The following is a 13,754-nucleotide window of genomic DNA, read 5'->3' as shown; positions in this document are numbered from 1 at the left end:
TACGCGTTTCACTTGCCGATTCCGGCCCTTATAAGGGAGGCTGGGTGGGCTGTCGATAAAGCAGGCGTGGTCGCCAGATCTGCATTCCTTACGCTTGTCTGTTTTGTCTGTTTTGTCTATTATGTGCAAAACGGAGTGGCCTATGAAGCGCTATCCATCGACCGATCTGAAACAGAATCTTGGAGACGTGCTCGCGGCTGCCAGCCAGCAGCCCGTCTCCATCACTCGTCACAACAAGCCGAGATACGTCCTGATGAGCATAGAGACCTACGAAGCTCGCTTCGTCAACGATAGCCGCCGCGTCTACGCGACCGAAGACGCCCCACCCGAACATGTCGAGATGCTTGAGGAATACATGGCGGAGTTGGATCGTGATTAGACCCATCGCCGCCGACGTCTGGAGATATCCATATCTGTGGTATCGCCAACACGGAGACGGCGAGACCGAAGGCCGCAAGACACGACCTGTCGCCTTCGTGGCCGTCCTTCCTGGGAAAGCCGGCGTACGAATCTCTTCATCCTTGCAATCACTTCCACGCAGCCGGGCCGCGATCGCATTGCCGCCAGCATCCCGGAAATTGAACGCCGCCGCGCAGGCCTCGACCCTATCCCTCTTTGGGTAATGGTCGATGAGTACAACCACGATATTCTAGAAACGTCAGCCTATTTCGAACCGGGTGCGCGCATCGGCGCATTCAGCCCATCATTCCATAAGAAAATCATGTCCGCTTTTATCGCGGCCGTCCGCACGGGTCAGTCCAAAGCCATCCCGCGCGCGGACTGAACCGACAGGACAGAGGCATGATCGTGAGGGACCAATAATGCCGTCGACCGAACTGCTCCTGGCGTTTTTCGCCACCACGGCGATCTTCGCCTACATCCCAGGCCCCGCTATGCTTTATGCCGCCGCGCAGACGATGGCACGCGGCCGCTGGTCCGGCCTCACTGCGGCACTTGGCATCCATCTGGGCGGTTACGTGCATGTTTTCGCCGCTGCCGCCGGTCTGTCGGTGCTGTTTCACGCCGTGCCGACGCTCTACATGGCGGTCAAGCTGGTCGGCGCGCTCTATCTGATCTGGCTCGGCGTCTCGCTGTTGCGCAAGCGTGCGGAGGGCGATACGGCGCTGCCCGCGATCGAGCGCAAATCGGCACGACGTGCCTTTTTCGAGAGTATCACCGTCGAGGTGCTCAATCCCAAGACGGCGATCTTCTTCATGGCGTTCCTGCCGCAGTTCATCGATGCTTCGGCGGCGTTTCCGGTCTGGCTGCAGTTCGTCGTGCTGGGCACGATCGTCAATCTGATGTTTTCTTCGGCCGATGTCGTCTGCGTGTTCCTGGCGGGTGCCGTGATCGGCCGCTTGCGGCGTTCGAGCCGCGCACAGCGGCTGATGCAGCGGGCCGGCGGCGCGGTGCTGGTTGGTCTCGGTGTCCATGTCGCCTTGCAGAAGAGCTGACCGCCCGGGCCGTCGCGGCCATGCCCTGCCGTTGCGCTGCATGGAATTGCGGTATATCGGCTTCGCCGTGACCGACCGACCTCGCAATTCGAGCACTGTGACCTATCTGAGATCGACTTTTCCCGCGCGCCGCAGATGACATGATCAAGCACAATCCTCCTTCTCCCGAGCCCCTGCACCGCGCCATTGCGCGGTTCGGCCAGGCCACCGTGCTGGTGGTCGGCGACTTCATCCTCGACCGTTTCGTCAATGGCGTCATCGAGCGGATCTCGCCGGAAGCGCCGATCCCGGTGCTGCACGGGCGCGGCGAGACCTCGACGATGGGCGGCGCCGGCAATGTCGTGGCCAACATCGTTTCGCTCGGTGCCACCGCTGTTCCCGTCTCGGTAATCGGCACCGATGCGGCGGGCGACAGCCTGGTTCGGATGCTTGGCGAGCTTGGCGCCGACACGACCGGCCTGGCGCAGGAGCGCGGCCGCATGACCTCATCGAAGAGCCGTTTCAGCGCGCTCAACCAGCAGGTACTGCGCTTCGACGAGGAGGAGATCAAGCCGCTGGGTGCCGCGGAGCGCGCCGGCTTGATCAGGCATTTCCGCGCCGCGCTGACACGCGCCGACATCGTCATCCTATCCGACTACGGCAAGGGCATCCTGCTTGACGGCGTCGCCGCCGACCTGATCGCCATCTGCCGCGAGGCGGGAAAGCCGGTGCTGGTCGACCCGAAGGGTCGCGATTATGCGCGCTATGCCGGGGCGACCGCCATCACCCCCAACCGTAAAGAGCTTGGCGAAGCTGTCGGCCATGCGGTGTTCGCCGATGACGAGATCGTCGGCGCGGCACGCCAACTGATTTCGGCGCACGGCTTCGACTTCGTCGTCGCGACGCGCAGCGAAAAGGGCATGAGCGTGGTCGGACCGGCCGAGGCGCGCCACATCGCGACCCAGGCGCGGGAAGTGTTCGACGTTTCGGGCGCAGGCGACACGGTGATCGCGAGCTTCGCGCTGGCGTTGGCCGTAGGCGCCGATACCGTCATGGCCGCCTCGATCGCCAATGCCGCCGGCGGCCTCGTTGTGGGAAAGCGCGGCACTGCCCGGCTGACGGTCGAGGAACTCACCGGCGCGCTGTTCCGCTCGCATGGACCGACCGCCCATAAGGACGCCATCCTCGATGCCACATCGGCCGCACGCATGGTCGCGGCGTGGAAGGAAGAGGGCCTGAGCGTCGGCTTCACCAATGGCTGTTTCGACATCCTGCATGCCGGCCATGTCAGCCTCTTGCATGCGGCGCGCAGCCAGTGCGACCGGCTGGTGCTAGGTCTCAACAGCGATGCCTCGGTGCGGCGCCTGAAGGGCGCCGGGCGCCCGGTCAACGACCAGCACGACCGCGCCTGCGTGCTCGCGGCCCTTGCCTCGGTCGATGCGGTCGTGGTGTTCGAGGAGGATACGCCGCTGGCGCTGATCGAAGCGCTGCTGCCCGACATACTGGTCAAGGGCGCCGATTACACGGTCGACACCGTGGTTGGCGCCGATGTGGTGCGGAAGGCCGGCGGACGGGTCGTGTTGGTCGATCTCGTCGCAGGCAAGAGCACCACCGGCACGATTGGCAAATTGCGTGCCGGCGGCACCACAAACTGAGGTTTTCATGTCCGACTTGAACGATTACCTAGTCCGCTCGGCGGCTGCCATATCAGCCATGGTCGAGCGCGACCTCACCAGCGAGATGGAGCGGGCGGCGAGCGCTGTGGTGACGGCGCTTTCCTCGGGGAAAGCTTTGCTGATCGCCGGCAATGGCGGCTCGGCCAGCGATGCCATCCACATCGCCGGCGAACTGGTCGGCCGCTTCCTCAAGGAGCGTAAGGCCTACAATGTCATCGCGCTGCCGGCCAACGCCGCGGTGCTGACCGCCTGGGGCAACGACTATGGTTTCGACACGGTGTTTTCGCGCCAGGTCGAGGCGCATGGCGCGGCCGGCGGCGTACTGCTGGCAATCTCGACCAGCGGCAATTCGCCGAGCATCCTCGCCGCCGCCGAACAGGCGCGAATGATGGACATGACGGTGATCAGCCTGACCGGCGACACCGGCGGCAAGCTGAAGCCGCTCACGGACATCCTGCTCAACGTGCCATCGACCTCGACGCCGATCATCCAGCAGGGGCATCTGTGCCTCTATCATCATCTGTGCGAGATCGTCGAAGCGCGCCTCAGCAATGGCTGACCCCACGACGTCTGGCCGCTATCCGCTGGCGGAACCCGGCCTGTGGGTCGAGCGGGTCGGATCGAGGGTGTTTTCCGCCGGTACACCGGCGCTGTTCCTCGACCGCGACGGCACCATCAATCTCGATACCGGTTATCCTGACGATCCGGGCGAAATAGTACTGCGCGAGGATATCGCCGCGGTGATCGCTGCCGCCAACCGGGCAGGCATTCCCGTCATCATCGTCACCAACCAGTCGGGCATCGCGCGGGGCTATTACGGCTGGGCCGATTTCGCCGCCGTCAATGGCCGCGTGCTCGAGCTGCTACGCGCCGACGATGCGTGCGTGGATATGGTCCTCGCCTGCGCCTATCACGAGGCGGGCTCCGGCCCGCTCGCGGTCGCCGATCATCCGATGCGCAAGCCCAATCCGGGCATGCTGCTGGAGGCGGCCAAACGCCTCGGGCTCGATCTGCGGCGTTCGCTGATCGTCGGCGACAAGCCGGCCGACATGGAGGCTGGACAGCGCGCCGGCCTCTCGCGGGGTTGGCTGGTCGACGGGCAAGCGGCTGTTCAACCGGGCTTCACCGTCAGGCCCTTGCGCGACCGCGAGGATTTCGACGGCCTGCTCGCCGCGATAGCGGCACTTGGCGCCGTGTCGGGCCAGCCGTGACGGCTCACACTGGATCGTTGTCTCGCCAGGCTTCATAAAGCTTGGCCTCGGTGGCGAACGAATACACCATCACCATCATCGAATAGACGAAGCCGTGCCGGCCGCACAGGAAGTAGCGCTTGGCCAGGTAGAACTTCAGGAAGTTGCCGAACGGCGACAGCACAAGCTTTACGAGGCCAGGCTTCTTGCCTCTTTCGAGCAGCGTGGCAACCTTGAGACCGGAATAGGTGTTGGCCCTTGCCAGGTCCTCCGCGACGGTCATTTCGCGGCGATGCAGCAGCACGCCATTTTCAATCGTGCCGGTTTTGCCCGGCACCTCGAACGATTCGTGGACCCGCAAGTTGAGGTCCATGGTGGCCTTGTCGCGGCGGAAAAGACGCAGCAGCCTGTTGTGCAGCACCCAGCGGTGCGCATAGCCATAGCCTTTCAGCTTGTCGCGGCGTCTTATGTACCATCCGTCGATGGCGTCATTGCGAGGCTGCGTCACGTCCCTGATCGACTGCCTGAGCAGATCGTCGATGGCCTCGTCGGCTTCAATCGAAAGGCACCATGGCCGCGTGGCCTGATCGAGCGCGAATTGCCGCTGGCGTGGAAAACCCGGCCAATCGTTGTGAAACAGCCTTATCGGGTAGCCCTTGGCGATGAACTCCTGAACGACATCCAGGGTGCTGTCCGTCGAGCCTGAATCGACGACGATGATCTCGGCGCAGAAGTCGACGCTTTCCAGGCACTGGCCGATCATGTCGGCTTCGTTCATGCAAATGATGAGCGCCGATACCGGGCTAGCAAATCGAGTCATGGTCCCACCCCCGCGGCACAATGTCCTCGGAATTCGCGTTGCTTGCGCCATTTGTTTTTACGCAATTCCCGACGGAAAACCGTTACACACTTTTCCTGGAATTGCTCTAGGAAACCAACAGGGCGGGCCATGGCAGAACGATCCGGCTTTCTACACGAGAGCCTATCGAATGCCAAAGCGGCCCTGATATGGCGAAGCCGGGAATTCGCATCGCCATTCGACCGGCTCAAGCCTGTGCGAACGAGACCAGCCCTTCATCCTTGACCCGGCGGATTGTGAGCGCGGTGCGCACCGTGTCGACATTGGGGGCCGAGGTCAGCTCCTCGATGACGAAGGTCTGGAAGGCGCCGAGGTCGCTCGCCACGCAATGCAGCAGGAAATCGGATTCGCCCGACACCATCCAGGCGTCGCGCACGATCGGCCAGCCTCGGGTACGCTCGGCAAAGGTGCGCAGTTCGGCGTCGGCCTGGTGATGCAGGCCGATCAGGCAGAAGGCGACGACATCAAGGCCTAGCGCCGGCGCGTTGAGCAAAGCGCGGTAGCCGCGGATGATGCCGGCTTCCTCCAGCCGCTTGACGCGGCGCAGGCATGGCGGCGCCGAAATGCCAACGCGGTTCGACAGTTCGACATTGGTCATGCGACCGTCGCCCTGCAATTCGCGCAGGATCTTCCAGTCGATGGCGTCGAGATCGGCCTTGAGTGGCATGAGAGCTCTCGAGAAGTCAGCGGCAACGCGCAAGAATCTTGCGTGATTTTGTAATTAAACGACTTCGCTGTCCATTCCATCCCTCGCCCCGGAATATTTCGCAGGATCAAGCGGGGGGAAGGGTGCGACAAAGCTTTCCGGGGACGAACGCCAACTTGCCTTGCTGGCGTCGTGGGCAACACTTACATTACGCGCGATAGCGACGAGTTTTCCATGCCGCAATTGCCGGCGGCCCCTCCACAGAGGCTTTAGATGACCACCAAGCACGCGCCCGTTCTCATCATCGGTTCCGGCCCGGCCGGCTATACGGCGGCGGTCTACGCCGCCCGCGCCATGCTGAAGCCGATGCTGGTCGCCGGCCTGCAGCAGGGCGGCCAGCTGATGATCACCACCGATGTCGAGAACTATCCCGGCTTCGCCGACCCCATCCAGGGTCCGTGGCTGATGGAGCAGATGCTGAAGCAGGCCGAGCATGTCGGCACCGACATCGTCAACGACATCATCACCGAGGTCGACCTCAACGTGCGGCCGTTCCGGGCCAAGGGCGATTCCGGCACCACCTACACCGCCGACGCGCTGATCATCGCCACCGGCGCGCAGGCCAAGTGGCTGGGCATCCCGACCGAACAGACCTTCATGGGTTTCGGCGTCTCGGCCTGCGCCACCTGCGACGGTTTCTTCTATCGCGGCAAGGATGTCGCGGTGATCGGTGGCGGCAATTCGGCGGTGGAAGAGGCGCTCTACCTGTCCAACCTCGCCAAGAGCGTGACCGTCATCCATCGGCGCAGCGATTTTCGAGCCGAACGCATCCTGCGCGAGCGGCTCTTGAAGAAGGACAATGTCCGCGTCATCTGGGACACGATCGTCGACGAGATCACCGGCCGTCCCGGCAAGACGCCGCTGCCGCCTTCGGTCGAAGGGCTGAAGCTCAAGCATGCGGTGACCGGCCAAGAAACGCACCTCAAGGTCGACGGCGTGTTCGTGGCGATCGGTCACGCACCGGCGGTCGAGCTGTTCGCCGGCAAGCTGAAGCAGAAGCCGAACGGCTATCTGTGGACGGCGCCGGATTCGACCCGCACCGACGTGCCCGGCGTGTTCGCGGCCGGCGACGTCACCGACGACATCTACCGCCAGGCGGTGACGGCGGCGGGGCTCGGCTGCATGGCCGCACTCGAGGCGGAGAAGTATCTGGCCGGTATCGAAGTGCACCGCGAAGCGGCCGAGTAGAGAGTTCAGAAAGCGGCTTGGAAACGCCGTGTAAAAGCCTGATTTTTCATTCAGACGCCAAAACAGAACGAGGGGAATCATGGCGTTGGACTGGGACAAGCTACGCGTGTTTCACGCTGCGGCGGAGGCAGGGTCTTTTACCCATGCGGCCGAGACACTGCATCTGTCGCAATCGGCGATCTCGCGGCAGGTCAGCGCGCTCGAGCATGACGTCGGCGTGCCGCTGTTCAACCGCCATGCCCGCGGGCTGGTGCTGACCGAGCAGGGCGAGATGCTGTTCCGCACGGCGCATGACGTGCTGATGAAGCTGGAGACCATCAAGTCACGGCTGACCGAGACCAAGGACCGCCCCTCCGGCGTGCTCAGGGTGACGACGACGGTGGGACTGGGCGCCGGCTGGCTGACCGAGCGGGTACAGGAGTTCATCGAGCTCTATCCCGAAATCAGCCTGCAGCTGATCCTCGCCAACGAGGAACTCGACCTCACCATGCGCCAGGCCGATTGCGCCATTCGGCTGCGCCAGCCGCAGCAGCCGGACCTGATCCAGCGCCGCCTGTTCACCGTGCATTTCCATCTTTACGCGGCGCCTTCCTATGTCGCCAAGCACGGCAAGCCGGCTTCGGTCGCCGAGCTGAAGGCCCATCGCATCGTCACCTTCGGCGTGCCGGTGCCCGCGCATCTGTCGGAGCTGAACTGGCTGGAAACGGTCGGCGATTTCGAAGGCGGACAAAGGGTGCCGACGCTGCAGATCAACGACATATTGTCGATCAAGCGCGCGGTGGAGGGTGGTGCCGGCATCGCCATGCTGCCCGACTACGTGATCAGCAAGGACTCCGACCTGGTGCAGTTGCTGCCGGAAACCGAGGTGCCGTCCTTCGACACCTATTTCGCCTATCCCGACGCGATGAAGAACCAGGCCAAGCTGCACGTCTTTCGCGACTTCATCATTGCCAAGGCCCGAAGCTGGTCCTTCTGAGGGGCATATCGATATTCAGGTGATGCCGGCCTGCGAACGAGGGCTTCCTGCGCTTCCGGTACTCACGGACCCAAATGTCCGCTCCGTTCCGGTTCTCGGAATCCCCCGCTCTCGGCTCGGCCTGACCTGAATCTCAACATGCCCCATGTGGCTCTGCTTTGACCTAATTTAGCTCCCGCCAGGGTGTCAGCCGAGGCAGCCAGCCCGGGACATTGCGGCGGTAGGTCTCGTATTCGGCGCCGTAGCGGCGGGCCAATGTCGGCTCCTCGTAGAGCCGCACGAAGGAGCCCATGGCGATCGCGCCGATGACGGCATAGGCGACCAGAATCCAGCTCGAGAACAGCAGTGCCTGGCCGAGGATGATCGACAGCACGGCGACATACATCGGGTTGCGGACATGGCGGTAGATGCCGCCGATCACCAGTCTCTCGGTCGGCGCGACCGGAGCGGGCGTGCCCAGGCCTTCGAGCGCAAAGCGGCCGAACGCATGCAGGAGTGCTGCGATCGCGGCGACGATCAGAAGCCCGCCAGCGGAGACAAAGCCCGGCAGGTTCGACCACGGCAAGCCCCAGCGGTCGGTCAACAGCCAAGGCACCAGCCCGGCAACCACGCCGGGGACTGCAATGAAGAAGGCCGCACTGCCGGCGATCGCCGAAAACGTCCGCATTGGCTGCCTCCTCTCCAATTGCCTTAGAAATGAACGCCCGCTGCCCGCTTCCACGCCATTACGCAGTTTTGGCATTTCGAGCCGAGAACCAGCGACGATTGGGATTCTGTAGTGGCAATCGCCCAGTTCATGGCTCCATTTGGACGATTTTGCTGGTCCTATTGGCTTCTGGAACGGGTTAGACCACAGCCTGTGTCTTTTTGCATGCGTGTGTTGCAAAATAGATGCTTGTTTCTTGGGCATGATGAGCACATATATAGATCATCTCCTGGGCGCGTTCTCCTCCCATTAGCGCCCTTGAGTGTTCCCCTCTGGAGGTTAGCCTTAACAGGCACTTCCAATCAAACTCAGCCGGATCTTCGTTGATCCGGCTTTTTTGTTGCCTGTTCCCTGCTGGGCTGGCCAAAAAATCCATCACAATTGCCACGTAACAGTGACATGTAACCTCTGGTAACATATCGCGGACGTCCGGGACCTGCTACGCCGATCATAGGACGCGGTGTGGTTCGGACGGGAGATGGGGGCATCACTCGGACGGCCCGGGCTCAGGCGGCTACCGCGTCCGAACCGTTTCTTCCGCCGACGTTCGGCGGCACCAAATGCGGCGGACCTCCGTTACCTCCCAAGGAAACGGTCCGCAAACAAAACGACGCCCGGTCCCCGCCGGGCGTCGTTTCTTTTTTGCCCCTCGAACCGGGTTCGAGGGGCGTGTGACGGTGCTATGGGTCAGGCAGCCTTGCCGTTGGTGTTCATCGCCTCGTCGGCCAGACGGCCGGTGAGTTCGGCCATGTGGTCGAAGACGGCACGGTAGCTGGCGACGCCCGAAGTTGCAGAGCGCAGTTCGATGATCAGGTCGCCGATCTCGGCCTGCGGCATGGTTGCCTCGACGACATCCCAACCAGGCCAGCCCGGCCTTGCGTCGTAACCAAGGATCTGGCCGCGCCGCTGCGGGATGAGCGCGATGATCTTCGAGGTGGCATCGGACGGCGTGACGATCTCGACCTTCATCACAGGTTCCAGCAGCACCGGCGAACAGGCGGCCATGCCTTCCCTCATCGCCAGCTTGGCCGCCATCTGGAAGGCCATGTCGGAGGAATCCACCGCGTGATACGAGCCGTCCGACAGGTTGACGGCGACATCGACGACGGGAAAGCCGAGCGGCCCGGACTTCAGATAATCGCGCACACCGGTTTCGACCGACTGGATGTAGGTCTTCGGCACGACGCCGCCGGTAATGGTGTCGGTGAACTGGAAACCGGAGCCGCGCGGCAGCGGCTTGATCTCGATCACCACGTCGCCGAACTGGCCATGGCCGCCGGACTGCTTCTTGTGACGGCCGCGCTGCTGCACCGGTTTGCGGATCGTCTCGCGATAGGGCACCGCCGGCGCATGGCCTTCGACCGGTATCTGGTTCTTGCCTTCCAGCCGCTCGCGCACGACCCGTAGATGCATCTCGCCATGACCCGACAGCACGGTCTCGGCCGAGTCCTGGTTGTGGCGCAGGCTGAGCGAGGGATCTTCCTCGGCCAGCCGCTGGATGGCGGCCGACATCTTCACTTCGTCCTTGCGTTCCTTGGGGCGCAGCGCGAAGGCGAAGACCGGCTGCGGAGGCTCGAGCTGGATCAGCGGCTTGATGCCGCCCTTGGTCGAACTCAGGGTCTGGCCGGTCTTGACCTCGTCCAGCTTGCCCAGCGCCACCGTGTCGCCGGCCTTGGCGATGGTCAGCTTGACCTGGTCCTTGCCGAGCATTCGGTAAATGCCGGAGACCTTGGCCGTATCGCCGCTGGGCAGCCAAAGTTCGGAGCCGTCGACGACCTGGCCGGAGAGGATGCGCGACACCGACAGTTTGCCGCCATGCGGCGTGTGGATGGTCTTGATCACCTGGACCACGGTGGCCGCGCCGTCGGGTGCGCCGAGCCGCTTGCGGGTTGCCTCGATGTCGGGTGCGTCGTGGCGGATCGCCTTCAAGAGGCGCAGCACGCCGTTGCCTTTCTCGGCGGTGCCGATCAGCACCGGCGTCACCGCACCATCGCGCAGATCGGCGGCAAGGTCGTCGAAGACGGCATCCTTGGGCGGCTCGATTTCTTCGAGCAGCTGTTCCATCAGCTGGTCATCATGGTCGGCCAGCGTCTCCAGCATGGAGAAGCGTGCCTCGAGTTCGCGCGCTTTGTCGTCGCCCGGTATCTGAGCCACTTCGCTCTCGGCATATTCGCGATAGATGTAGGCACGCTCCAGCGCCAGGTCGATCGAACCGATTACGACGCCGTCCTTGCGCAACGGAATCTGGCGCAGCAGCAACGGCACCGAGCTTGCCGGCTGCAGCATCTTCAGCGTGTCGCGCACACCGGTGATTGCCTTGTCGACCTTGTTGAGAAACAGGATGCGCGGCACGCCGAGATCGTCGAGCTTGCGCATGATCAGCTGCAGGGCAGGGATCTTCTTTTCGTCGGCCTCGGCAACGACCACAGCAAGGTCGCAGGCTGCCAGCACCGGCTCGGCCTCGAAGGAGAATTCGATGGAGCCGGGACAATCGACGAAGGTAATCTGCTCGCCCATGAATTCGGTGGTGGCGATTGTCGCCTCGACGCTCATGGCATGAGCCCGCGCCTCGGGCGAATAATCTGAAACGGTATTGCCTGATGAAACGGGATTTTGTCGGGGAATTGAGCCCGTACGGGCCAAAATGGCTTCGAGAAGTGTCGTCTTACCGCTTGCGAAGGGACCGACTATGGCAATGCATTTCGGTCCCGTGCGTCGTCCTCCGGCGCGAGTACCCATGACTGACCTCCACTCAGGCGTTTCCCGTAGGACCGACTGGCATTCATGGTTCAGGCGTGGTCAATCGGTCCTGGAGCGGCGGCCGGCCTGTTCGACCGTCGCGGGCGGTTCTTTTCGTCGCTACCTGCCCAAAGCCATCGTCCCACTTGTTTGCCGGCAGGGCAAGAAAAATAGAAATCCGGCACTCGGCCGCGGACACGCGCTGCTCGGACGCTGGGCGTCTGGCGGTCGAACACTGTTGCACGTTGGCCGATATCGGTCGAAACTGGGGATGGGCGACCCGTCGCCCTCCGTTCAAGGACCATAGACCATGAAGATCATTGCCTGCGGCAGCGTGCCGACCATCGTAGCGCCAGACAAATATTTCACCGGCCGGGTATTGCAGACGCCGATCATCGAGAAAGAGGCGCCGGCGCGGCTGCGGGCCACGCTGGTCAGCTTCGAGCCGGGCGCGCGCACCCACTGGCATACGCATCCGCTTGGTCAGACACTCTATGTCACCGTGGGCGCCGGTCTCGCGCAGACATGGGGCGAACCGATCCAGGAGATCAGGGCCGGCGACGTCATCTCGTTCGCCCCCGGTGAAAAGCACTGGCACGGCGCGGCGCTTACATCGTCGATGACGCATATTGCCATGCAGGAGGCAATCGACGGCGTCCATGCCGATTGGCTGGAAGCGGTGACCGCGGAGCAATATGGCGGCTGAGTGCCGAGCCCGGCGGGTTCCGCGCGGCGATGCCGACAGCGGCGATTGCCGCGTTCCTCACCACCCACCGCACGGCTGGTCGCCGTGCTGGCTCCGGTCGAGGCGCACTCGGGCAAAGAGGCGAGAAGGCTCACAGCGCGATCAGAAACCCGGCGGTGAAGCCGGGTTTCTGTTTCAGGTGCTGGCCTGATCAGGTCAGCGATGCCGTGAAGCGCTGGATGCGCGTGCAGGCTTCCTCCAGCAGCGTCTCCGAGGTGGCGTAGGAGATGCGGAAGTTGGGGCCAAGGCCAAAGGCCGAGCCGAATACCACGGCGACGCCCTCGGCCTCGAGCAGTTCCGAACAGAAGGTCTCGTCGGTGTCGATCAGCTTGCCGGCTTTAGTCTTCTTGCCGATCAGCTGGGCGCAGGAGGGATAGACGTAGAAAGCGCCTTCCGGCGACGGACACGTAATGCCGCGCGCCTGGTTGAGCATCGAGACAACGAGATCGCGCCTGCCTTGAAAGATCGCCTTGTTCCTGGCGATGAAGTCCTGCGGGCCGTTGAGTGCCTCGACGGAGGCCCATTGCGCGATGGTGCAGGCGCCCGATGTCTGCTGGCCCTGGATCATGTCCATCGCCTTGATCAGCTGGACGGGACCGGCCGCATAGCCAATGCGCCAGCCGGTCATGGCGTAGGCTTTCGACACGCCGTTCATGGTCAGCGTGCGTTCGTAGAGTTTCGGCTCGACCTCGGCGATGGTCTTGAAGACGAAGTCGCCATAGGTCAGGTGCTCGTACATGTCGTCGGTCAGGGTCCAGACATGCGGGTGCTTCAACAGCACGTCGGCCAGCGCGCGCAGTTCGGCTTCGGTGTAGGCGGCGCCCGACGGGTTCGACGGCGAGTTCATCAGCAGCCACTTTGTGCGCGGCGTGATCGCCTTTTCCAGCACAGAAGCGGTCAGCTTGAAGCCGTTGTCGATGGAGGTGTCGGCAAATACCGAGGTGCCGCCGCAGATCGCCACCATCTCGGGATAGCTGACCCAGTAAGGGCGGGGGATGATGACCTCGTCGCCCGGGTTCAGCGTCGCCATGAAGGCGTTGAACAGGATTTGCTTGCCGCCGGTGCCGACGATGGTCTGCTCGGGCTTGTAGTCGAGATTGTTCTCGCGCTTGAATTTCTTCGAGATCGCCTCGCGCAGCGGCACGATGCCCGAAACCGGCGGATACTTGGTCTCGCCCCGGCGGATCGCCTCGATCGCAGCATTCTTGATGTTGTCGGGCGTGTCGAAATCCGGCTCGCCGGCGCCGAGGCCGATAATGTCACGGCCGGCATTTTTCAGCTCGCGCGCCTTCTGCGTCACCGCGATGGTGGCGGAAGGCTTTACGCGGGAAAGGGTGTCGGCAAGAAAGGCCATGACCTTGAACGTCTCCATGGAAGATCGGTGCGACCGGGAGCGGCCGCGGCGCTTCTCATGTCGCATGATTTCGCGCAGTGCAAGCATTGTCGGCTGATCCAGCCGTCAATGACCCGTGATCGGGACCGTGATCGGCAACAATAAATTCATTAACGAGCGGTAGAGGCTTGAGTGGCAGGATC

13 protein-coding genes are annotated in these 13,754 nt (G+C 63.1%); 8 read left to right on the top strand and 5 right to left on the bottom strand.

Annotation, left to right across the window (positions count from 1 at the left end; genetic code table 11):
• Positions 1-142: 142 nt before the first annotated feature.
• The 5 genes from NKG99_RS02490 to NKG99_RS02470 all read left to right on the top strand — a co-directional run bounded on the left by NKG99_RS02490 (position 143) and on the right by NKG99_RS02470 (position 4,320).
• A complete protein-coding gene (locus NKG99_RS02490) occupies positions 143-379 on the top strand; it encodes a type II toxin-antitoxin system Phd/YefM family antitoxin (protein ID WP_352828900.1) in 237 nt (78 codons plus the stop codon).
• A 442-nt stretch (positions 380-821) separates the two neighbouring features.
• The gene (locus NKG99_RS02485) at positions 822-1,454 is read left to right on the top strand and encodes a LysE family translocator (protein ID WP_352863801.1); all 633 of its coding nucleotides are present in this window, start codon (positions 822-824) and stop codon (positions 1,452-1,454) included.
• 140 nt (positions 1,455-1,594) lie between these two features.
• Positions 1,595-3,088, top strand: coding sequence for a D-glycero-beta-D-manno-heptose-7-phosphate kinase (rfaE1, locus tag NKG99_RS02480; RefSeq protein ID WP_352863799.1), 1,494 nt, complete (start codon positions 1,595-1,597; stop codon positions 3,086-3,088).
• Between the two features lie 7 nt (positions 3,089-3,095).
• Complete coding sequence (locus tag NKG99_RS02475; RefSeq protein ID WP_352863798.1) at positions 3,096-3,668, top strand: D-sedoheptulose-7-phosphate isomerase; 573 nt, start codon at positions 3,096-3,098, stop codon at positions 3,666-3,668.
• The gene (locus tag NKG99_RS02470) at positions 3,661-4,320 is read left to right on the top strand and encodes an HAD family hydrolase (protein WP_352863796.1); all 660 of its coding nucleotides are present in this window, start codon (positions 3,661-3,663) and stop codon (positions 4,318-4,320) included. Before NKG99_RS02475 ends, NKG99_RS02470 begins: the two co-directional genes overlap by 8 nt.
• A gap of 4 nt (positions 4,321-4,324) precedes the next feature.
• Here NKG99_RS02470 and NKG99_RS02465 read toward each other — a convergent pair whose 3' ends face one another.
• A complete protein-coding gene (locus NKG99_RS02465; protein ID WP_352863794.1) occupies positions 4,325-5,119 on the bottom strand; it encodes a glycosyltransferase family 2 protein in 795 nt (264 codons plus the stop codon).
• Between the two features lie 226 nt (positions 5,120-5,345).
• Positions 5,346-5,825 carry an Lrp/AsnC family transcriptional regulator gene (locus tag NKG99_RS02460; RefSeq protein WP_352863792.1) on the bottom strand — a complete coding sequence of 160 codons (480 nt, stop codon included), beginning with the start codon at positions 5,823-5,825 and terminating at the stop codon, positions 5,346-5,348.
• A gap of 252 nt (positions 5,826-6,077) precedes the next feature.
• Between NKG99_RS02460 and trxB the strand changes: the two genes are divergently transcribed.
• Together trxB and NKG99_RS02450 are read left to right on the top strand one after the other, a co-directional pair.
• Positions 6,078-7,052 carry a thioredoxin-disulfide reductase gene (trxB, locus tag NKG99_RS02455; RefSeq protein WP_352863790.1) on the top strand — a complete coding sequence of 325 codons (975 nt, stop codon included), beginning with the start codon at positions 6,078-6,080 and terminating at the stop codon, positions 7,050-7,052.
• Between the two features lie 79 nt (positions 7,053-7,131).
• Entirely contained in the window at positions 7,132-8,028 is an 897-nt protein-coding gene (locus tag NKG99_RS02450) for a LysR family transcriptional regulator (RefSeq protein ID WP_352863788.1), read from the top strand.
• A gap of 163 nt (positions 8,029-8,191) precedes the next feature.
• On the opposite strand, the gene NKG99_RS02445 is transcribed toward NKG99_RS02450, so the two are convergent.
• Both NKG99_RS02445 and NKG99_RS02440 read right to left on the bottom strand, forming a co-directional pair.
• Positions 8,192-8,695, bottom strand: a complete 504-nt coding sequence (locus NKG99_RS02445) for a methyltransferase family protein (protein WP_352863786.1) — start codon at positions 8,693-8,695, stop codon at positions 8,192-8,194.
• Between the two features lie 726 nt (positions 8,696-9,421).
• Complete coding sequence (locus NKG99_RS02440; protein WP_352863784.1) at positions 9,422-11,473, bottom strand: elongation factor G; 2,052 nt, start codon at positions 11,471-11,473, stop codon at positions 9,422-9,424.
• 310 nt (positions 11,474-11,783) lie between these two features.
• Between NKG99_RS02440 and NKG99_RS02435 the strand changes: the two genes are divergently transcribed.
• Positions 11,784-12,179, top strand: coding sequence for a (R)-mandelonitrile lyase (locus tag NKG99_RS02435; protein WP_352863782.1), 396 nt, complete (start codon positions 11,784-11,786; stop codon positions 12,177-12,179).
• A gap of 190 nt (positions 12,180-12,369) precedes the next feature.
• Here the strand turns inward: NKG99_RS02435 and NKG99_RS02430 are convergent, their stop codons facing one another.
• Positions 12,370-13,572, bottom strand: a complete 1,203-nt coding sequence (locus NKG99_RS02430) for a pyridoxal phosphate-dependent aminotransferase (protein WP_352863779.1) — start codon at positions 13,570-13,572, stop codon at positions 12,370-12,372.
• Positions 13,573-13,754: the final 182 nt, after the last annotated feature.

It is taken from the genome of Mesorhizobium sp. M1409 (genome assembly GCF_040317535.1).
In the GTDB taxonomy this organism is placed as follows: Bacteria; Pseudomonadota; Alphaproteobacteria; order Rhizobiales; family Rhizobiaceae; genus Mesorhizobium.
This window is presented reverse-complemented; position numbering and strand designations above follow the sequence as displayed.

Excerpts from the sequence above, each read along its gene's own strand:
- NKG99_RS02470 (WP_352863796.1), top strand. The coding sequence starts at position 3,661 with ATGGCTGACCCCACGACGTCTGGCCGCTATCCGCTGGCGGAACCCGGC.
- NKG99_RS02450 (WP_352863788.1), top strand. The coding sequence starts at position 7,132 with ATGGCGTTGGACTGGGACAAGCTACGCGTGTTTCACGCTGCGGCGGAG.
- NKG99_RS02485 (WP_352863801.1), top strand. The coding sequence starts at position 822 with ATGCCGTCGACCGAACTGCTCCTGGCGTTTTTCGCCACCACGGCGATC.
- NKG99_RS02490 (WP_352828900.1), top strand. The coding sequence starts at position 143 with ATGAAGCGCTATCCATCGACCGATCTGAAACAGAATCTTGGAGACGTG.
- rfaE1 (WP_352863799.1), top strand. The coding sequence starts at position 1,595 with ATGATCAAGCACAATCCTCCTTCTCCCGAGCCCCTGCACCGCGCCATT.
- trxB (WP_352863790.1), top strand. The coding sequence starts at position 6,078 with ATGACCACCAAGCACGCGCCCGTTCTCATCATCGGTTCCGGCCCGGCC.
- NKG99_RS02445 (WP_352863786.1), bottom strand. The coding sequence starts at position 8,695 with ATGCGGACGTTTTCGGCGATCGCCGGCAGTGCGGCCTTCTTCATTGCA.
- NKG99_RS02430 (WP_352863779.1), bottom strand. The coding sequence starts at position 13,572 with ATGGCCTTTCTTGCCGACACCCTTTCCCGCGTAAAGCCTTCCGCCACC.
- NKG99_RS02435 (WP_352863782.1), top strand. The coding sequence starts at position 11,784 with ATGAAGATCATTGCCTGCGGCAGCGTGCCGACCATCGTAGCGCCAGAC.
- NKG99_RS02460 (WP_352863792.1), bottom strand. The coding sequence starts at position 5,825 with ATGCCACTCAAGGCCGATCTCGACGCCATCGACTGGAAGATCCTGCGC.
- NKG99_RS02475 (WP_352863798.1), top strand. The coding sequence starts at position 3,096 with ATGTCCGACTTGAACGATTACCTAGTCCGCTCGGCGGCTGCCATATCA.
- NKG99_RS02440 (WP_352863784.1), bottom strand. The coding sequence starts at position 11,473 with ATGGGTACTCGCGCCGGAGGACGACGCACGGGACCGAAATGCATTGCC.
- NKG99_RS02465 (WP_352863794.1), bottom strand. The coding sequence starts at position 5,119 with ATGACTCGATTTGCTAGCCCGGTATCGGCGCTCATCATTTGCATGAAC.